Origin of the sequence: Aeromonas sp. S13(2024) (assembly GCF_041402405.1) — a bacterium.
GTDB lineage: Bacteria > Pseudomonadota > Gammaproteobacteria > Enterobacterales > Aeromonadaceae > Aeromonas > Aeromonas veronii.
Window position 1 is genome coordinate 309,346 of the sequence record NZ_JBGLRA010000002.1, and the last position, 20,014, is coordinate 329,359.

Annotated in this window: 18 protein-coding genes; 7 read left to right on the plus strand and 11 right to left on the minus strand. The window is 60.8% G+C overall.

Features of this window, described 5'->3' with window-relative positions; genetic code table 11:
• Positions 1-85: 85 nt before the first annotated feature.
• The 3 genes from ACB042_RS05210 to ACB042_RS05220 all read left to right on the plus strand — a co-directional run bounded on the left by ACB042_RS05210 (position 86) and on the right by ACB042_RS05220 (position 3,267).
• Positions 86-1,729, plus strand: a complete 1,644-nt coding sequence (locus ACB042_RS05210) for a hypothetical protein (protein WP_371177959.1) — start codon at positions 86-88, stop codon at positions 1,727-1,729.
• 144 nt (positions 1,730-1,873) lie between these two features.
• Positions 1,874-2,377, plus strand: a complete 504-nt coding sequence (locus ACB042_RS05215) for a M48 family metallopeptidase (RefSeq protein ID WP_005333421.1) — start codon at positions 1,874-1,876, stop codon at positions 2,375-2,377.
• Between the two features lie 26 nt (positions 2,378-2,403).
• Positions 2,404-3,267, plus strand: a complete 864-nt coding sequence (locus ACB042_RS05220) for a DUF2927 domain-containing protein (RefSeq protein ID WP_371177960.1) — start codon at positions 2,404-2,406, stop codon at positions 3,265-3,267.
• A gap of 176 nt (positions 3,268-3,443) precedes the next feature.
• Here ACB042_RS05220 and ACB042_RS05225 read toward each other — a convergent pair whose 3' ends face one another.
• Positions 3,444-3,695: a DinI family protein gene (locus tag ACB042_RS05225; protein WP_005333426.1), complete on the minus strand. Its 252-nt coding sequence runs from the start codon at positions 3,693-3,695 to the stop codon at positions 3,444-3,446.
• A gap of 74 nt (positions 3,696-3,769) precedes the next feature.
• Positions 3,770-6,196, minus strand: a complete 2,427-nt coding sequence (locus tag ACB042_RS05230; protein ID WP_371177961.1) for a DNA polymerase II — start codon at positions 6,194-6,196, stop codon at positions 3,770-3,772.
• Between the two features lie 166 nt (positions 6,197-6,362).
• On the opposite strand from ACB042_RS05230, the gene ACB042_RS05235 reads away from it, so the two are divergent.
• The 3 genes from ACB042_RS05235 to ACB042_RS05245 all read left to right on the plus strand — a co-directional run bounded on the left by ACB042_RS05235 (position 6,363) and on the right by ACB042_RS05245 (position 8,880).
• Complete coding sequence (locus ACB042_RS05235; protein ID WP_371177962.1) at positions 6,363-6,857, plus strand: prolyl-tRNA synthetase associated domain-containing protein; 495 nt, start codon at positions 6,363-6,365, stop codon at positions 6,855-6,857.
• A 263-nt stretch (positions 6,858-7,120) separates the two neighbouring features.
• Positions 7,121-8,359, plus strand: a complete 1,239-nt coding sequence (locus ACB042_RS05240; RefSeq protein WP_371177963.1) for a GGDEF domain-containing protein — start codon at positions 7,121-7,123, stop codon at positions 8,357-8,359.
• Positions 8,356-8,880: a GNAT family N-acetyltransferase gene (locus tag ACB042_RS05245; RefSeq protein WP_371177964.1), complete on the plus strand. Its 525-nt coding sequence runs from the start codon at positions 8,356-8,358 to the stop codon at positions 8,878-8,880. Before ACB042_RS05240 ends, ACB042_RS05245 begins: the two co-directional genes overlap by 4 nt.
• Positions 8,881-8,940: 60 nt before the next feature.
• Here ACB042_RS05245 and ACB042_RS05250 read toward each other — a convergent pair whose 3' ends face one another.
• From ACB042_RS05250 to ACB042_RS05265, 4 genes are all read right to left on the minus strand, one after another.
• Entirely contained in the window at positions 8,941-9,801 is an 861-nt protein-coding gene (locus ACB042_RS05250; RefSeq protein ID WP_100653643.1) for a PA4780 family RIO1-like protein kinase, read from the minus strand.
• Between the two features lie 195 nt (positions 9,802-9,996).
• Positions 9,997-10,992: a lauroyl-Kdo(2)-lipid IV(A) myristoyltransferase gene (locus tag ACB042_RS05255; RefSeq protein ID WP_162518405.1), complete on the minus strand. Its 996-nt coding sequence runs from the start codon at positions 10,990-10,992 to the stop codon at positions 9,997-9,999.
• 150 nt (positions 10,993-11,142) lie between these two features.
• Positions 11,143-12,132 (minus strand): lauroyl-Kdo(2)-lipid IV(A) myristoyltransferase, encoded by a 990-nt coding sequence (lpxM, locus tag ACB042_RS05260; RefSeq protein ID WP_031227861.1) that lies wholly within the window; start codon positions 12,130-12,132, stop codon positions 11,143-11,145.
• 256 nt (positions 12,133-12,388) lie between these two features.
• Positions 12,389-13,381: a TDT family transporter gene (locus ACB042_RS05265; protein WP_199415472.1), complete on the minus strand. Its 993-nt coding sequence runs from the start codon at positions 13,379-13,381 to the stop codon at positions 12,389-12,391.
• 102 nt (positions 13,382-13,483) lie between these two features.
• Between ACB042_RS05265 and ACB042_RS05270 the strand changes: the two genes are divergently transcribed.
• On the plus strand, positions 13,484-14,389 hold the full coding sequence (locus ACB042_RS05270; protein ID WP_235461184.1) for a LysR substrate-binding domain-containing protein: 906 nt from the start codon (positions 13,484-13,486) through the stop codon (positions 14,387-14,389).
• 96 nt (positions 14,390-14,485) lie between these two features.
• On the opposite strand, the gene nfo is transcribed toward ACB042_RS05270, so the two are convergent.
• From nfo to ACB042_RS05295, 5 genes are all read right to left on the minus strand, one after another.
• Positions 14,486-15,328, minus strand: coding sequence for a deoxyribonuclease IV (gene nfo / locus ACB042_RS05275; protein WP_069555787.1), 843 nt, complete (start codon positions 15,326-15,328; stop codon positions 14,486-14,488).
• Positions 15,329-15,644: 316 nt separating this feature from the next.
• A complete protein-coding gene (locus tag ACB042_RS05280; RefSeq protein ID WP_005333445.1) occupies positions 15,645-15,974 on the minus strand; it encodes a YbaB/EbfC family nucleoid-associated protein in 330 nt (109 codons plus the stop codon).
• A gap of 114 nt (positions 15,975-16,088) precedes the next feature.
• Positions 16,089-18,695, minus strand: a complete 2,607-nt coding sequence (dnaX, locus tag ACB042_RS05285; protein WP_371177965.1) for a DNA polymerase III subunit gamma/tau — start codon at positions 18,693-18,695, stop codon at positions 16,089-16,091.
• Between the two features lie 172 nt (positions 18,696-18,867).
• On the minus strand, positions 18,868-19,413 hold the full coding sequence (gene apt / locus ACB042_RS05290) for an adenine phosphoribosyltransferase (protein WP_005352403.1): 546 nt from the start codon (positions 19,411-19,413) through the stop codon (positions 18,868-18,870).
• A gap of 134 nt (positions 19,414-19,547) precedes the next feature.
• A complete protein-coding gene (locus tag ACB042_RS05295) occupies positions 19,548-19,925 on the minus strand; it encodes a YbaN family protein (protein ID WP_019445809.1) in 378 nt (125 codons plus the stop codon).
• Between the last annotated feature and the right edge of the window lie 89 nt (positions 19,926-20,014).

Here is a 20,014-nt window from a genome sequence, read left to right on the forward strand (position 1 = left end):
ACACGGGCCTGCCCCATTGCATCGCACTCACTAGCTCGGCAAGATAGGCCCGCTTTCAAGACCAGCTGCAGGAACAGGCGACTTCATGAATCACTCCATCCGTTTCACCCCTCCTCGCGTCAACCCGGCCATCAAGCCAGCCATCGTGCTGCTGACCGCCTTGCTGGCGCTGCTCTTCTGTCTGCGCAACCCGCTCGTTCATGCCATGGCGCCGGGCTTTGATGCCTCACTGTTCGCGGTGATGGGCAAGATGTGGAGCGAAGGTGGCGTGCTCTATCGCGACATGATCGACATCAAAGGGCCGATGATCTTCGCCCTCGACGCGCTGGGGTATGGTCTGGGGGGATTTGTCGGGATCTGGGCGCTGGAGTGGGTGCTCTGCTGGCTCGGGCTGATGGCCAGCTGGCAGGCCTTTGCCCAACTTGGACTCTCGTTCAAGGCGCGCCTTGGCGCCATGCTGGCGGTGCTGGCTCTCTACGGCACCCGTTACTACTACGGCAACATGACTGAGGACTGGACCTTCCACCTCGCCCTCATCGCCCAGTGGGCCTTCATTACCCTGCTGCTGGACAAGGGATTTCGCTGGTGGCCGGCGCTGGTGGCGGCCCTTACCTTCGCCATCGTCGCCTGGATGCGCACCAACAACGGCGCCTTCTGGGGGGCCTGGTATCTGGTGCTGTTCTGCCACTGGTGTCTGCATGAGAAGTGGCGTGACGCCATCTTGCTGCTCATCTCCAGCCTGCTGGGACTAGCGCTGATTGGCGGCCCGCTTTACGCCTACTTCCAGCAGCATGATCTGCTGGCTGCCTTCAAATACTACGCCTTCGACATCTTCTTCGAGGGGAGCTATGGCAACGGCTTCTCCCCCATGGTGGGCGCCGTCGGCCTGCTGCGCACCGGCCTTATCATGCTGCTGCCCGCCTTCATCATTTTGATGCTGAGCCGCCGTCAGGAGTGGTATCTGCCCGCCCTGCTGGCGACCCTGTTTGGGGTGCTGTTTACCCTGATCGCCAACTCGGTCTCCGGCCATGTGTTTGATCACTATGACGTGCTCTATCTGCAACTGGCGGTGCTGCCGCTGGCGGTATTGCTGGATCGCAGCGAACAGCAGGCAGATGCCATCGGCCTGCTCTGCATCTCGCTGGTGGTGCTCACCGCCAGCTGGCTGCTGGCCCAGCAACTCGCCTTTGGCTGGAGCACCAAGGAGTGGTCCCTCGAGCGGGTCAATGAGGTGCTCGTTACCAGCCTGCTGTGGGCGCTGCCTGTGCTGATCCTCATCCCCCTCTGGCGAGCCTGGGATGTGCGCAGTGCCACCCCCTGGCTGGCAACGCTGGCCATGCTGCTGCTGATGATCAACAACGCCTGGGAAGGCACCCTCAAGGGGCGCCCTTTCAATCCGGCGGCGCAGGTACGGGTCGATCGCATCAAGGCCGAGACAGTCCCGAGCGACAAGATCTGGGTCGATGGCATCCAGCCGCAATATTATCTCTGGACCAATCGCCAGCCGGCGTCCGCCTATCTCTTCTTTGCCAACGTCAATCCGCCCTATGACGTGCGCGAGCGGGTGCTGGCCGATATCCAGCGCCAGAATCCGAAGTTCATCATCGCCAAGCCGGATCGGGTGAGCGAGGAGCTGAAAAAACCGAGCTCCCCCTCCCATCTTGCCTTCTATCAATACCTGACCAGCCACTATGAAGAGGTAGATCCAGGTCTCTATCGCCGACGCTGATCGTCAATACGCCCCGCAGGGCGGCCATTGTTGCAATGGACGCCCTTTTTCTTGCGCCAAAGCCCCTTGCAGCGACGGCCCGCAGTAGGCAAGCCCGCCCGAGATAACTACAATGACGCTCTTTTTGATGTAACGAGTGACACCATGGCGGAACTGACTTATCTGGGCGGCTATCCAGACCCCCTCAAGGCACAGGTACAGCAGCTGATTGCAGCAGGCAAGCTGGGTGAAATGCTGGCCAAACGCTATCCGGAGAGCCACCAGATCCAGAGCGACAAGGCGCTGCTCGCCTACACCATGGAGCTGAAAAACCGCTACCTCAAAAGCTCGGCCCCCCTGTCAAAGGTGGTGTTCGATGGCAAGATCAACGTGATCAAGGATGCCCTCGGCCTGCACACCTACGTCAGCCGGGTGCAGGGCAGCAAGCTCAAGGCCAAGAACGAGATCCGCATCGCCGCCCTGTTCAAGGAGGCGCCGCCCCCGTTCCTGAAAATGATCGTGGTGCACGAGCTGGCCCACATCAAAGAGAAGGATCACAACAAGAGCTTCTATCAGCTCTGCCAGCACATGGAGCCCGACTATCATCAACTGGAGTTTGATCTCAGGCTCTGGCTCACCTGGCGTGATATCGACAAGGCCAACCGCTAGGTAGACAACCGTTTCAGGGAGGAAACATGTCATTTGCCGCAACCCCCTTTGGTGCCACGCGCTTTATTGCCACTTTGGTAATGGCCAGCTTGGGCCGCGCTGCCCATCCCCGCCGCGCGTCACGTGGGCTGCTGGCGCTGCTGCTTCTGCTCGCGGGCCACAGCGCCCGTGCCGATGAGCGCTGGCAGAGCGACAGCTATCTCACCGAGAGCTTTATGGCCATCGCCATGGAGCGGGAGTATGGCCAAGCCAGGCAGACCCGTTTTGCCCGCTGGCAGCAGCCGATCCGGCTGCAACTTATCAACGAATCGGGTGACAAGCCGCTGCAGGCCGACGTGGTGAAGGTACAGGCAGCCCATCTGGCCCGCATCACCGGCCACTCCATCAGCATGGTGGCCGCAAAGCCCAACCTCACCCTGATCATGACCGACTACAGCAAGATGAAGAGCTGGGCCAACCGCACCATGGGGGGGGATCCATCAGTCAAGATGGCGCTCAAGGAGGGGCTCTGCCTTGCCAACTTCGCAACCAATGCAAAACACGAGATCAGCCGTGCCACCATCATCATTCCGGTAGACTACAGCCGGGCCAAGGGACGCTTTCTCGACTGCGTGGTGGAGGAGTTCACCCAGGTGATGGGGCTGCCCAACGACTCGGACAAGGTGTTTCCCTCCATCTTCAATGACAACAGCATCGACAGCTTTTTGACTGGCCTCGACTATGTGCTGCTCAAGATGGCCTATCACCCGGCCCTCAAAGCCGGAATGAGCAGTGACGAGATCCGCACCGCACTGCCCATTGCGCTGGCCGACCTGCGCGCCAAAGGGGAGATCCGCGAAGCCAACCGCCGGGTGCAGCAGCAGAGCCTGAAAAGCTGGGCGGGGTTGTAACGGGCATGGCTCAACCCAGAGCCAGACAAGCCACCGCGAACCTCTCACCACCAACAAAAAACGCAGCCACCTGGCTGCGTTTTTGTTGTCCGAGGATCGGCGGATCATTCGCGGGCATGCCCGTTTATCAGCGACCCATTTATCCAACGCCCGAGTTATCCACTGACAGTGCGGGATCAAGAGGCGACATTCTCTTCCGGCATCCAGCTCTCGGCGTTCTCCCACACCTCCTGCACCATGGCTTCGGCCAGCTCTTTATCTTCCTTGCTGGCACGGCTGACGGTCAGGGCCATGGCACTGCCCGGCGCGACCCGCACATGGATGTCGGGGAATTTTTCGCCAAGCTGCTTGAGCAGCTCCTGACGCAGCGCCTCCATGGTCGAGGTCGGGATCTGATGTTTTCTGTCGATGATGATTTCAAGACGCATAGGAAACTTCTCCATGATTTATAACTGTATTTTTATCCAGTGTTCATGGGAAGTAAAGTGCCAACTTGCACCAATCAGAAAAGATCCAGCTGCTGACCGCAGATCCGGTCGAACGACTCGCCGATAAAGGGGAGGATGGCCTCGGCAATGGGTCGCAACTGCTTGTCGATATAGTGTTCGTAATCGATGGCGCTGCGCCGGTACTCCAGCGGTTCTGGGCCATTGAGGGTCATCAGATAGGCGATGGAGCCCCGATGCTGATAGCGCTGGGGCAGACCGCGGCGCAGGTTCTCCTCATCGGCCAGCCGCGCCGCCCGCACATGGGGCGGTACATTCTTCTGATACTCCTCGAGCTTCTGGCGCAGCCGTTTGCGGTAGATAAGCAGATCGTCGTGACGACCGGCGCGGGTCTCGTCCACCATGGTGCGCACATAGCCGCTGGGATCTTCATCGTGAAACACCAGTTCATAGAGGCGGGTCTGAAACTGCTTGGCCAGCATGGTCCAGTCGGTGCGCACCGATTCGAGCCCCTTGAATACCAGCTGTTCACTCCCCTCACTGGCCTTGCCAACCAGCCCCGCATAGCGCTTCTTGCTCCCCTTCTCCAAGCCGCGGATGGTGGGCATCAGAAAGCGGCGATAGTGGGTCTCGTACTGGATCTCGAGATAACTCGGCAGGTCGAACTCGCGCCTGATCAGTGCAGCCCAGTTATCGTTGATCATCTTCGCCAGCCGCTGGCCAATCTCGTCCGCCTCATCGGGGCTGGTCTCGCGCCCCAGATGAACAAAGGTGGAGTCGGTGTCGCCATAGATCACCTCGAACCCCTTCTCTTCAATCCACTCCCGGGTCTGCTGCATGATGCTGTGGCCACGCAGGGTAATGGACGAGGCTAGGCGCGGATCATAGAAACGGCAGCCCCCCGACCCCAGCACGCCGTAGAAGGAGTTCATGATGATCTTGATGGCCTGGGAGAGTGCCTTGTTGCTGGCGGCCTTGGCTCTGTCCCGTGCCGCCCACAAGGTAGCGATGAGATCCGGCAAGAAGTGCCGCTCGCGGGAGAACATGGCGCCGCGAAAGCCCGGAATGGCGTGCTCGGGATGCTGCAGCCCTTCGATAAGTCCCATGGGGTCGATGCAGAAGGTGCGGATGATGCTGGGATAGAGGCTCTTGAAATCGAGCACCAGCACATGGCGATAGAGGCCGGGTTTGGAGTCCATCACATAGCCGCCGGGGCTTGCCAGCCCACCGTCGGCTGGCAGATTGGGCGCCACGTAGCCGCCACGATGGAGCCGCGGCAGGTAGAGGTTGGTAAAGGCCGCCACCGAGCCCCCTACCCTGTCCAGCTCAAGGCCGGTAAGGGAAGCGCGCTCGATGGCAAAAGGGACAAGGTGGCAGTAGTCGAAGATCTCCCACACCAGCTTGCAATCTTCCAGGTTGTAGCGGGCCAGCGCCTCCTTGTCGGAGTGGAACAGCTCGGTGATCTTCTCCCCCCGATTGGCCACATCCTCAATATCCTTGCCACGGCCGAGCAGTTCGCTCGCCACCGCATCCAGGCTGTAGCTGGCAAACTGCCAGGTGGCGCTTTTCAGGGTATCGATGCCGTCGAGCACCATGCGCCCGGGGATAATGACGTTGCCGGTCTGGGGATCGCCCCGTGACGAGCGCCAGAAGCAGAGCTCACGCCCCCGTCCGAGCCGCAGCCGCCTCTTGTTAAGCTCGGCGCGGCGTAGCAGCAAGCGAAAGTCAAAGTTGACCACGTTCCAGCCGATGACCAGATCGGGGTCATGGTGACTGAACCAGCTCTCCAGCGCACTCAGCAGGGCGCTCTCGTCCTCTACCCACTGGACCTGGGTGCCCCAGCTCTCGGCATCCGCCTCCGGGGTGCCGATCATGATGACCCGCGCATCCTGCTCGCTGTAAAGACCGACCGAGAACAGCGCCCCGTCCATGGCGCACTCCACGTCGAGCGACACCCAGGAGAGGGTCGGTGTCACCGCCTGCGGCGCGCAGCGCGCCTCGTTCACCTCCCAGTAGCCCTGCTTGCCCCCCTTTTTTACCGCCCGGCCATCGAAGCGCACACCAGCGGTGATGAAACGCTCCATCAGAAACCGCTCCGGCAGCCGGATATCCGCCTCGAAGTGCTCCAGACCGCGAATAAGCAACAGCTCGATGGCGCGGTGAAAGGCGCTCAGGGTGGCGAAATAGCAGCCCACCACGGGGCGACCGTCGAAGGTATGCATCGGCAGGCGGCGAAACCGCCCGCTCACCCCGGCCCCCTTGAACAGCTCGGCGGCTTCTGCCATGTGGCTCTGCGGCAGGAAGAACACCGGCTCCTGCCCCGGCACCACCACCCGTACCGGCCCCTGCGCGCTCCAGAGCCACATCACGATTTCGGTGGTTGCAGGCAGCCCGTGGCGGCCGCGCACGTCCCGACCGTGGCGGGTCAGGATAAAACCGTCGAGGGGTGGGGTGGCGGGTACGGTGGGCTGGGTTGCAATCATGAAGCGTAAAGGGGCTGTCCGAGAATGGGACTATTGTACGTTCATACAGTGCCAGCTCGCAATCGTCACACTGGCTGCGAGGCGGGAGTCAAACTGGTAAGCTCGATCCGGTCGTTATTCCCGCCCATCCCGTTCTGACCACTCTACGCCGACAAAAGGAGTCTTTGTGGCAATCTATTCCCTGCTGGATCAGCTGGCTATCCCCTACCAGCGCTTTGAACATCCCCCGGTGTATACCTGTGAGGAGGCGAGCAGGCTGCTGCCCGACCTGCCCGCCGCCAAGACCAAGAACCTCTTTTTGCGCGACCCGAAAAGCGAGCGGCTGTTTCTGGTGGTGAGTCCGGAGGATCACCGGGTCGACCTCAAGGCGCTGGCTGCCATGCTCGGCGTCAAGCGGCTGAGCTTTGGCTCCCCCGAGCGGCTCGATGCGGTGCTCGGCCTTACCCCGGGCTCGGTGACCCTGCTCGCCATGGTGCGCGACAGGGAAAAAGCGGTAGCGTTGGTGGTGGACGAGGCAATCTGGCAGGCCGAACAGGTGCAGTGCCATCCGCTGGTCAACACAGCTACCCTGATCATCCGCCTCGACGACGTGCGCCGTCTGCTGACCCATCTGGACAGGGAGGCCATCGTAATGCGCTTGCCTGCTGCAACCTGCGATTAGCACAACGTCTGGCGGTTGGGTTCACCCTGCCACCAACACAACCACCTTTCACGCAGCCCAATTGACTGACAAGACAATAAAATGGCTCCTTGTGCGCTGATAAATCGAGTCAGCAATTGCCATCGTGCAAAAAGTCGGAGGTGAGCACGTTCGGCCATTTAACCCATTGATAATAGGTTGGATTCATGTTGTGATCGGCCACTGCCAGCGGGCGATACCCCATCGCCTGTTCGTTCACAGGTGACTTCCCAGAGAGCCCCTTGATGCCAAGTCTGTTTTCCTCGGCCCAGTTGTTGAGTCTGGTGCTGTTCGTCACGCTGTCACATGTGGGGGTCGCCACCATTTTCGCCGCCATGTGGCACACCCATCGCCAGATCAGGGCATTGATCTACTGGTCAGCGGGGGAACTGGTTATCGCGGGGGCTTTTTGCTGCCTGCTGCTGCGCCCCCTTGAGGGAAATGCATCCCTTGCCAATATTCTCTGCACCAACCTGCTGTTGATGTCGACCACCCTGCTCTATGAACGGGGGATGCGCCACTTCTTTCGCCGTGAAGCCGACCAACTGGGCTGGCTGCTGCCCGCCGTTACCCTCGGCGGTTTCGTCCTGTTTGCCCTGACTGCTCTGCAGCAACCCCTCTTTGATGTGCACAGTCGGATAATCGTGCTCTCCGGCGTGCTCTCGCTGCAGATTGCGCTGCTTATCTGGCAGCTCTGGCGCTACCAGCGGCTGGCCCCTATCTATCGGGTGCTGCGCTTTGCCATTCTGCTGCTCGGCCTGCAACTGCTGTTGCAACTGCTGCGGATCGCCAAACACCTCTGGCAGCCGGAGCTGGCGGCCAACTCCTTCACCGACCCGCTGCTCGGGCCTGTGATCCTGCTCAGCCTGCTCTTTACCATCGCCCGCAGTTATCTGCTGCTGAGCCTGGTCCACACCCGCCAACAGCAAGCCCTGCTGGCCACCCAGCGCAAGCTGGAGCGGCGCGCCAATCAGGACGAGCTGACTGGTCTGTTCAGCCGCCACTATTTCGAACGCCAGGTGACCCTGCGCGCCCGCGAGGTGACAAGCCCCGCCCAGCTGCTGCTGATCGATCTGGACAACTTCAAGCAGATCAACGACCGCCACGGCCACCCCGCCGGTGATGCCATGCTGCGGGCCGTGGGTCGGGTGATCGCCAATACCCTGCCTGCCGAGGGCATGGCCGGTCGGCTTGGCGGCGATGAGCTGGCCCTGCTGCTGATGGCGGACCCGCAGACCCTGCCCGACTACTGTCACAGCCTGCAACAGCAGATCGCCGAGGCGACCCGGGCGCTGGCTGGTGGCCCCATCAGCCTCAGCATCGGCCTCACCTCGCTGCACCCTGACGAGGGATTTGAAGCGGCCTACCTGCGCGCGGATCAGGCTCTTTACGCCGCCAAACAGGCTGGAAGGCAACGGGCCTGCGTGCTGGAACCCCACCACAGCGAACCGCAACCGCTGCAGCCCTGCGCGCTCCTGTCATGAGCGCAGTGCTCGCTCTGCAATGTCGACCGGCCAGACTGGCAGATGCTCCGGCTTACCGGCGCTATGTCACCGAATGCGCCAAAGACGGACAGCCGCTCTATCAGGTGGCACAATTTGACCCGGACGGCTGGCTACAGAGCCTGCTGGATCACGCAGAAGGACGCAACTTGTCCAGTGGATACCTGCCGACCACCACCTATTTTGCCCTCGATGGCGAGGAGATCATCGCCACCCTGCGTCTGCGTCACGGTGACAATGAGGCAACCCGCCAGTGGCTGGGTCATATCGGTTACGAAACTCGCCCCTCTCGCCGTGGCGAAGGGGCCGCGACAGTGCTGCTGCGCTGGGTACAACAACAGGTGCTGGCAGCGCCGGTGCTGCTCAGCTGCGGCGAAGACAATCTGGCTTCCCGCAAGGTGATTACAGCAGCCGGTGGCGTGTTGTTGGGACGGCGCTTCCATCCGGGGGATCGCAACTGGCTGGAGATGTATCAGCTAGCCCCCAGCCCCAGCCGACCATAGCCGCAGCAGTAATAAAAAGAGCGCCCCGAAGGCGCTCTTTTTGCGAACGTGGCAAGACCGTTAGTAACTGTCTTCCTGCTCCGCCTTCATCCGGGCCTGACGGGCATAGGCCTCCTCCTCGGCGCTCTCAATCTCCTGCAGCACCGAATCGAGATCGATGGCGGCGCGGCTCTCTTCAAAGTGACCGGTCAGCTCGCTATCGGGGGTGAGTTTGCCATCTTCAAACAGCGCCCACATCTCCTGGGCATAACGGGTCTTGAGCAGCTCGGGGGCATACATACCGTAGTAGTTGCGCATGTTGTTGACGTCCCGCTCCAGCATCGCCTTGGCCTGGTTGTTGGCGGCGGCATCCACCACCTGGGGCAGATCGATAATAACGGGACCCTGGCTATCCACCAGTACATTGAACTCGGAGAGATCGCCGTGGATAAGACCGGCGCAGAGCATCCGCACCACGTAACGGATCACCTTGGCATGGTCGATGACCGCCTGCTCGGGGGTAAGCGCCACATCGTTGAGGCGCGGCGCGACATTGCCATCCTCATCGGTGATAAGTTCCATCAAGAGGACACCATCGAGGCAGACATAGGGCTGCGGCACCCGCACACCGGCCGCCGCCAGCTTGAACAGGGCGTCGACCTCGGTGTTCTGCCACACCTCTTCATGCTGTTTGCGGCCGTACTTGGAGCCCTTCTCCATGGCGCGAGCGCTGCGGCTGTTCCGCACCTTGCGTCCCTCCTGATAGACCACGGCCTGCTTGAAGCTGCGCTTGGACGCCTCTTTATAGACTTTGGCGCAGCGGATCTCGTCGCCGCAGCGCACCACATAGACGTCGGCCTCTTTGCCGCTCATCAACCGGCTGACGACCTCATCGACCAGGCCGTCATCAACCAAAGGTTGGATTCGATTTGGAATTTTCATGGCCGCCCTTTTACCCTATTTCCGCTCTCGAAGATAGCTCCGCGCACGCTCACCTGCCTCTCCCTTTCATAAGACACCCTGTTATCCCCTGTTTGCGCTGTTTTTGTCCACCCGTTCGCCTTAAAAACCACCAGCAGCAGACCAAATACGAAAGGCGCCAGTGCCAACAAAAATGGCCCGCAAGCGGGCCAATTTTCAAGGTTCGGGCGGCAAGCCCTGACGAATGCGCTGGATCCCCGCTTCATAGAGGCCGTCATCCCCCTCCTGGTGCTCCAGGGTTTCGAAGATCTTGAGAAACCACATGTACTGCTCGGGATGGCGCGCCACCTGCATCTCCACCACCCGGTTCATGGCGTTGACGTCTGCCAGCAGATCGGCGGTGGGATAAGGGTCAAACGGCGGCTCGATCTCCAGCAGATAGCGTCCCTCATCCTCGTCATAGCTGGCGAAGATGGGCACGGCCCTGGCACCGGTCAATTTCACCAGCTTGGGCAAGGCTGGCAGGGTTGCTTTGGGGCGGCCAAAGAAGGGAACAAACACGCTTGCCTCGCGGCCGTGATCCTGATCTGGCAGGTAGAAGAAACTGGCACCAGCGCGGATCGACTTGATCGCCGGCTTGATCCCGGCGCTGCGCTCGTACACCTTGCCCCCTTTGGCCCGCTCGCGGTTGATGTACCAGTCGAACACCTGATCTTTCGGGCTCTTCATCATGGTGCACATCTCGATGCCCATCATGGAGAAGTAGCGGCCAATCATGTCGACCGCCCAGGTATGAGGCACCACCAGGATCACCGGGCGGTCCGCAGCCTGCTCCGCTTGCACATGCTCCCAGCCGGTGACCTTGATGCGGCGGGTCAGCCGCGCCTTGCTGCGCCAGCTGAGCTCGCCAAAGCCCATAAAGGTCTTGAGCCCGACCCGGATCGATTTGAGCAGCAGCGCCTGACGTGCTGCGGCATCCAGCTCGGGAAAGCAGATCTTGAGGTTGGTATCGGCGATATAGGCCTGCTTTTTCGAAAAACGCAGCAGGGTTGGAGAGACCAGATCGGCAAAGCGATCCCTCAGTCTCGCGGGGGTAAATGCCAGCAGGGAGAGCAGGCCCAGCGCACACCAGCTGCCCCACCATTTGGGATGCAGCAGGCGGCTATGAAATGAGGTATCAAATACCGGATCTAACGCAGACATGGCGGCCATCAAGTCATCAAAAACAAACGGTTATTGTAGTTATCCTGACATTTTTTTCTACCCTGGGGAGGCTGGCCATCGACCTGCAAGGCACTGATCAGACTAGTTATCATAAAAAATGGCCCACCTGGGGCCATTTCAATCAACGCAAATTCTGGGTCAGCCGTGGGGCGACAATCCCTTGCGGATCCGCTGGATCCCCGCCTCGTAAAGGCCATCCAGCCCCTCCTGATCCTGACGGGTATCGAAGATCTTGAGGAACCACATGTACTGGCCCGGATGGCGCATCAGCTGCTGTTGCACCATGTCGTTCATGCGACAGGTATCGGCCATCACATCCTCGGTGGGATAGTTGTCGAACGGTGCCTCAATCTCCAGCCGGTAGCAGTGGTTCGCTTCGTCATAGCAGGCGAGCAGCGGCACCGCCTTGGCACCGCTGACCTGCACCAGACGGGGCAAGGCAGGCAGGGTAGCTTTGGGATAGCCAAAGAAGGGGGCGAAGATGCTCTTCTCGCGGCCATGATCCTGATCCGGCAGATAGAAGAAGCTGCGACCGCTCTTGATGGTCCTGATCACCGCCTTGATCCCGGCGCTGCGCTCATAGACGCGGCAACCGTTCTTGGCTCGTGCACGGTTGAGGTGCCAATCAAACACCGGATTGCGCGCCCGCTTCATCATGGTGCACATGGGCACCCCGCGCTGGGTGAAGCAGTAACCGGCGGCATCCACCGGCCAGGTATGGGGTACTACCAGGATCACCGGACGGCCGGCCGCCCGCTCCGCCTCAATATGCTCCCAACCGATCACCTGCATCCGGCTCATCAGATAACGCTGACTGCGCATGGTGAACTCGCCAAATCCCAACAGACTCTTGAGGCCGACCCGGATCGAGGTCAGTGCAATGGCATCCCGCTCTTCCGGGCTCTTGTCCGGGAAGCAGATCTCCAGATTGGTTCTGGCGATATAAATCTGTTTTTTCGAGATACGAAACACCAGCGGAGCCAAGGCTTCGGCCAAACGGTCGCGCAATCGCACCGGCACAAAGGCGAGCAACATCAGCACGCCGAGCGCCAGCCAGCTGAACCAGTAGCGAGGATGCAGAAAACGGGCTTCAAAAGAGGAGTCAAATACGGGATCTTGGGACGACATGTATCGGGGTCGAGCAAAAAAAGTGGTGCTGCATTGTAGTCGTCCTGACAGGTAATACCAGTTAAATCCATGGCAAATAGCCCGCCACGGGCGCCACATCAAAAAACCATAAAAAAATGCCCCGCACTGCGGGGCATTTTGCTCGTTACACAACCAGGGTGGAGGCTCTTTGTCCATCCATCGTATGACTGGTCGTTTATCCCGTCGCTCTCGGAGCGCACTGCTTATCCATTTCCCGATGTCACATCATCAAGATTTATCGGTGAGCCCCCTGGCGGGCCATGCCGTTATTCATTTCGGTATTACGCTGCGGCAGAAAAAACATCAGGTAACGCAGTGCCACATACCCGACGATCACGGTAGCCACCCCCAGCTCGAAGTGGGCCAGCAGTCTGATCTGCTCAACGTAGTGACTCCCTTGCGCAAACCCTTCAACCAGATGAGCCACTTTGAACAGAGCGGTGGCACCGATCACCAGCGGGAAGGTGAAGGCGGCATAACCCGGCGAGAAGGGCAGACGCAGCAGTTTGATGAAGGCCAGATAGATGATACCGGTCATCAGGATGGCAATCCCCAACAGCACGGCCACCAGCAGCAGTGACGGCTCCTGGCTGACGGTCAGGTAACCGGCCAGAGAGAGGCTGGCAGGAGCCGCCAGAATGGCGATGGTCGGTTTGGCGGCATCCGGCACTTCATGGCTGAAGATCAGGCGATAGAGCATCAGCGGCAGCATCAGGCCGTAGCAGATGATCCCGAACCAGAGCAGACCGTTGGCCAGCGGGGCAAACTGACCACCCGGGAAGGCGACGTCAGCCACAATAATCCCCACCGGTGGCACGAACCAGCTCGGCACCATGTGGTGAATTTCAAACTCTTTGGCGCGATGCCAGATAAAAGTGGCCAGGAACAGCAGGTGAACAGCTACGGCAAACAGCCAGAGGGCCTCGCCCGCTTGCGGCGCAAGCATACCCAGCGCTTTGGAGACCACCATGGTACCCATGGCATAGGTCGGTACCACACTGCCGACTACGGGGTGAGCGAGATCCTGCAACAGCAGGCGGGGGTGAAGCAGAAACTTGAAGGTCAGGATCACCAGCAGCACGGCAGCAATGGCAGCGCCCAGCAGTTGCATCCGGCCATCGAAGTGACCGGCATTTTCCCAACACCAACCAAGGCTGGCGATGCCCAGCGCCAAACCCGCCATGGGGGTTGGGGCGGCAGCCAGTGATTTACGGGTTCTTGCGATCATGATGACACCTTTCTATTGATGACTATGGCGATAGGATAATGCCCCCTTATCGTTTACGATATCTAAATGAATTAAATCAATCATTCAGGAAAACCAAACACGATGAAACTGACCCTGCAGCAGCTGAAAGTGTTCGCCACCATTGCCCGCTATGGAAACCTTGGCCTTGCCGCCAACGAGCTCTGCCTGAGCAAGGGGGCCGTCTCCCAGTCGCTGCAGGAGCTGGAACGCCAGCTCTCCACCCCGCTGTTTGACCGCATTCACCCCAGATTGCAGCTCAACAACGAGGGGCGCCTGCTGCAACCGGCCGCCGAAGAGCTGCTGACCCGGATGCAGGATATCGAGAACCTGTTCAGCCCCGATGCCGAGCCGAGCGGCCAGCTTCGCCTTGGTGCCAGCCAGACCATCGGCAACTACCTGCTCCCTACCCTGCTCGCCAGCAGCAAACAGGAGCTGGGGCTCCCCCCCAAGGTGACCATCAACAACACTCACCTGCTCTGCCATGCGCTGGCCAACTTCGAGCTGGATATGGCACTGATCGAGGGGGAGAACCACCACCCCGACCTGCTCGCCGAACCCTGGCTGCAGGACGAGATGCTGGTGGTGGCCCCACCCGGTCACCCGCTTGCCAGCAAGAAGGAGCTCTCCCTCTCCCGTCTGGGGGGCGAGACCTGGGTATTGCGTGAAGCACAATCGGGCAGCCGCGAGCAATTTATCCAGCAGATCCAGCCCGAGCTGCCCCGCTGGCAACCAGGGCTTGAACTCAACACCCTGGAGGCGGTGATGCTGGCGGTGGAGAAAGGGCTTGGTATCTCCTTTATCTCCCGGCTGGCAGCCTCGGATCGCCTGGCAGATGGGCGGCTGATCGCCCTGCCCCTCTCCCGCCGCTTCCCGCGCCAGCTCTCCCTTATCTGGCACAAGCAGAAGTACCACTCCACCTCCCTGCGCCACTTTATCCACTTCTGCCGGGCTCAGGTGAAGGATGCCGAGGTGAGCCGCGCAGAGTAACGCGCGCTCGGAGCGCCGCTGACAGGCCCGCCCGCCAATGATGGAAAAAGCAGAGAGGGAGCCACGGCTCCCTCTCTTTGATTCGCTTGCTCGGTATCACTGCGCCAGACTGCGCAACCAGCTGATCTCCTCGCCCCAGATGGACTCGTCTATGGTCTCGAGGATCAGCGGAATGCGATCGAAGCGATCATCATTCATGATGTGGTGGAATACTGCCTCCCCCAGATTGCCCTCCCGCAAGCTGTGATGGCGATCGACCCGGCTGCCGAAGGTACACTTGGCGCCGTTGATATGCATCCCCTTGAGATAGTGAAAACCCACCGTACGGTCGAACTCGGCAAAGACGGCAGCGCAACTCTCTGCGGTGCGCAGATCGTAGCCGGCGGCAAAGGCGTGGCAGGTATCGAAACAGATCCCGACACGGCTCTTGTCCTCCACCCCCTCGATGATGGTGGCGAGGTGCTCGAACGACCAGCCGAGGTTGGTCCCCTGCCCGGCGGTATTCTCGATCACCGCCGTCACCCCTTCACTGCGCTCCAGCGCCCAGTTGATGGACTCGCTCACCAGCTTGAGGCTGGCCGCCTCAGGGATCTGCTTGAGATGGCTACCGGGGTGGAAGTTCAGATAACAGAGCCCCAGTTGCTCGCAGCGTTTCATCTCGTCGAGAAAGGCATCGCGGGATTTGGCCAGACCATCGGGATCCGGGTGGCCCAGATTGATGAGATAGCTGTCGTGGGGCAGGATCTGCTCCGGCAGAAAACCGGCCTTGTCACAGGCCGCCTTGAAGGCGCGGATGGTGGCATCCGACAAGGGGGCGGCCTGCCACTGACGTTGATTCTTGGTAAAGAGGGCAAACGCGTTGGCCCCGATGGCCTGGGCGCGGGCGATGGTATTCTCCACCCCGCCGGCCGCACTGACGTGGGCTCCGATATATTTCATACAATCTCCTCAATACGGCAAGCCGCCATTATGCCGCTCCCGCCCGGCCACGCCAAACCGGGATATCCGATAGCGGGTATCGACAAATAGTACCGCCTATACAAGGCGCTGCGTTTCATGGCGTAATCGGCCTTCGCTGTGGCAACCTCTCCCCAGAAGGGATAGTTAGAGCCCGCCCGCGCCAGCATGGCGCCCATAAAAAACGCAGCGTATCGCCTGAGCAATAACGCTGCGTCTTTGGGTCTCTCGGCCGTCCCCCTTGCCGTGACCCGAATGGCCAGCGACAAGGGAGCAAGAATGCGCGGGGAGAGTCGCCTTAGAAGGGCATCTTGAAGCCTGGCGGCAGTTGCATGCCACCGGTCAGCTCGCCCATCTTGGCCTTGTTCTGCTCTTCCACACGACGCACGGCATCGTTACAAGCGGCGGCGACCAGATCTTCCAGCAGCTCCTTGTCATCTTCCATCAGGGAGGGGTCGATCTCGATGCGACGGACGCTGTGGCTACCGGTCATGGTGACCTTGACCATGCCAGCACCGGCTTCACCGGTCACTTCCATCTGAGCCAGCTGCTCCTGCGCCTTCTGCATACGCTCTTGCATCTGTTGGGCCTGTTTCATCAGGTTCCCCATTCCACCTTTACCAAACATATGTCGTCTCTCGTCTTGAAATCCGGCATCCAGCGCCGGGCTGTGGGCTTGTCTGTCCTAGATGGGGACAGCCAAACTGCTTTTCAACCGGAAGCGAGCTCCCGGCCACGGAATTTAGCGGTTGAGGGGCTCGATGCTCTCGTGATGGAGCACGGCACCAAACCGCTGAACTAAAAACTGTACGTTGGGATCCTGCTCCAGATCCCGGGTCACCTGCTCGCGCACCCCGAGATAAAGGCGATGCTCTATCTCGAGGGGGGTCTCCTGGTCAGGCACCACACCGAGCGTTACCTCGACCTGCACCGGTTGACCCAGCGCTGGCCCGATGATCTCGGCCAGATCGGCGCGCGCCTTGTCGCTCACCAGATGGCGCTGCTCGGGCTTGAGGGTTAGCAGTACCTTGTCCCCTTCCCGCGTCATCACCGAGTTGATGGCCAGCTGGCGCAGCCGACCACCCACCTGAGTGTGAGCGATCAACTCGGCCCAAGCGTCACCACAACCATTGAGCAGCGAGGAGGGGATAAGGCGAGTCGCCTCCCCCTCTTGCGGCTCGCTGTCGCTTTCGAGCTCATCCCAGTCGATGGTCTCCATCACCGGCTGAGGGGGTTCGCTCTGCGTCACAGGGGCAGCAGCCACTGCCTTGGTGGCAACGGGCGGCTGGGTCGCTGGGGCGGGCGTCACCGCAGGCGCCGCAGCGCTGCGCTCGCCGGGTCGATAGCTCGGCTGCCCGTCGAGATCCCAAGGTGGCAGATCGGTTGGCTGGGCCGGTGCCGTGACAGGGGCGTGGCTCATCACCTGAGTCTGCTCGGCAAAGCCCTGATTGAGGTACTCCTCGTATTCCCCGTTGTCACCCTGCGGCTCGTAACTGTCGCCATAGAGATCCACTGGCGGCAGATCATCATAGTGACCCATCGCCGCCATCCCCTGCCCGGCCGGTTGGCTGACAGAGACTGGCTGTTGCGCGACGGCCGGTGCAGCAGCGGGCGCAACAGGGCGAGCTGGCGCAACCGGCTCTGCGCGCGGTGCGGGCGCTGCCGGGGCATCCTGACCACGCTGGCGGCTGCGCAGCATGTTTCGCTTGCCAAGCAGGCTCTGCATGCTCGATACCGCTGAAACAGCTTCAGGTGCGCTAACCGGCGCGGTTGTCGGCTCTAGTGCGGGCTGGATGCTGGCAGTCAGCGACTCGTCACGGGAATAGTCCGTATCGGCTGCGTAAGGCGCTCGATCATCCGCATCTGCGGGCTGTGCGGTTGAGTGCGCTGGCACATCGGGCTGCGCAGCAGAGAGGGCGGGGTCGGGTTGATACCCCATACCCGCAGCTTCACGCAGCAGCTCATCCTGCTGGCTGAACAGCTCGGCGGCTTGCGCCTCCTCCTCGCTGTCGGCGGGGTTGCCGATGTCATCCGTCATCGCAGGCAGGGAGACATCAACCGCGGGCACTGCACTGGTAGCAACAGGCGTGCTGGCAACAGGGCTGGCTAGCGGTGCAGGCACGGCGCCGCTGATCGGTGCCAGTGCGGCCGATTCAGCGGCCGGGCGCTTTCCCGGCAAGGAGGCTACCGGAGTGGCGCTGCTCGCCGCATTGCTCGTCATTGACGGGGGCAACGCAGTGAGGCTGGCCGGATGCAGGGCATCGCGCCGGGGCGAGAAGGCGAGCATCCGCAGGCAGGTCATCTCCAGCGCGGTGCGGCCATCGGGAGCCCAGGGCAGATCTTTACGGCCACCCAGCACGATCTGGTAGCAGAGCTGCACCTCTTCCGGGCTCATCGCCTTGGCCAGTTGCAGCAGGGAATCAGCATCCGCCCCCTGCTCCTGCACACTGGCAGGCAGCAGTTGCGCCATGGCGATGCGATGGAGCAAGCCTTCCAGCTCGGCGTGGAGCTGATCAAAATCGGGGCCCAGGGTGGCGATCTCGGTGATCTTGGCCATAGTCGCGGGGGCATCTTGCCGCAAAATGGCTTCCAGCAGCTGGTGCAGATGGCGGTGATCGAGCGTGCCCAGCATCGCCAGCACGCTCTCGAGGCGCACGCTGCCATTGCCGTGGGCCAGCGCCTGATCGGTCAGGCTCAGGGCATCTCGCATACTGCCGTCGGCGGCTTTGGCCAGGGCCAGCAGGGCGCGTGGTTCGAAGGGCTGCCCCTCCTGATCCAGCACCCATTCGAGCTGCTTGGCGATCTGGGTCTGATCCAGACTCTTCAGATGAAACTGCAGACAGCGCGAGAGAATGGTAATGGGCAACTTCTGCGGATCCGTGGTGGCCAGCAGAAACTTCACATAGGGGGGCGGCTCTTCCAGGGTTTTCAGCAGCGCGTTGAAGCTGTGACGCGACAACATGTGCACTTCATCGATGAGATAGACCTTGAAGCGGCCGCGGGCTGGGCGGTACTGCACGTTGTCGAGCAGCTCGCGGGTATCTTCTACCTTGGTGCGGGACGCCGCGTCAATCTCCAGCAAGTCGACAAAGTTGCCCTGATCGATCTCGCGGCAGGTATCACAGACACCACACGGGTGGCTGCTGATCCCCTGTTCGCAGTTGAGGCTCTTGGCCAGAATACGGGCGATGGTGGTCTTGCCGACCCCGCGGGTACCGCTCAGCAGATAGGCGTGATGCAGCCGTCCCTGATCCAGGGCGTTGGTCAAGGCGGTCAGCACATGTTGCTGGCCTACCACTTGTTCAAACGTATGGGGGCGCCATTTACGCGCCAGAACCTGATAGCTCATAAATCCATCATGCAGGGAAGACAGGGCATTGAGGCCGGATGCTAACACAAATGGCGGGCTGGCTGTATCGGCTATCGGTGAGAGCGGGAGGGATCGCTTGATTTTCAAACCGATGCCCGCAAGGGCACCGGTTCAATGCAGGCCCGATGCAGAGGATCGGGCCGAAGAGGCATTACTCGCCGGCCAGCTCGACCAGTGAGACCACCTTGATGCCAGCGGCAGTCAGGCGGGCATCGCCACCCAGAGACGGCAGGGAGATGATGAAGGCCGCATCGGCAACTTCACCACCAGCACGGCGGATCAGCTTGACGGTCGCATCGACGGTACCGCCGGTCGCCAGCAGATCGTCCACGACCAGCACTTTGTCACCGGGCACGATGGCATCGGTGTGCAGTTGCAGGGTGTCGGTGCCGTACTCGAGGGCATAGGACTCCTCGATCACTTCGCGCGGCAGCTTGCCCGGCTTGCGGACCGGCACGAAGCCCAGCCCCATGGCATAGGCAACCGGCGCGCCAAAGATGAAGCCGCGAGCTTCGGTGCCAACAATCTTGGTGATCCCTTGATCACGATAATGATTGGCCAGCAGATCGATGGTGGCCTTGAAGGCCTCGGCGTTCTCGATCAGGCTGGTGATGTCACGAAACAGAATGCCCGGCTTCGGATAGTCGGGAATGGTCTTGATGCTTGCTTCGATAAATTTCAGGGTTTCCGGATTCATGTGTTGACCGCTTATTTTTTTGACCCAGGGGTGGCCATTTTTTCTCAATTCCCTTCTGCGGGAAATAAAAAAGCCTGTCACGCAAAAATGACAGGCCGACTCCATAGCATTATTGCTGCAATAGCTTAGGGACTTCACTTCGCCATTGCAACTGGCTCCAGCACCGGCAGACGCATTAACCAGGTGAGCAGGATCACCATTATGACAACCAGCAGCCCCTTGACCCACAGCAGTGGCACCACCGCCAGCGACACCGAAAAGGTGAGCAAAATGAAGATAATGGCGCGCCGTCTGGCCTGACGACGAATACCGCGATACTGCTGCCAATCCACGATGGGCGGGCCGAACCAGGGATGGGTCAACAGCCAGCGATGAAAACGGGGCGACGAGCGGGCAAACAGGGCGGCAGCCAGCAGCATGAAGGGGGTAGTCGGCAATAGCGGCAGCACAATGCCCACAATACCGGTGGCAAATGCCAGCCACCCGAGCGCCATCAGACACCAACGCTTCATTCCTTCTCCTTGCGTGATTTATCTCCCTCTAGCCTAACAGAGTTTGAGCGGGTGCTGACAGCGGGCCGCAACCCCACTACAATCTGCGC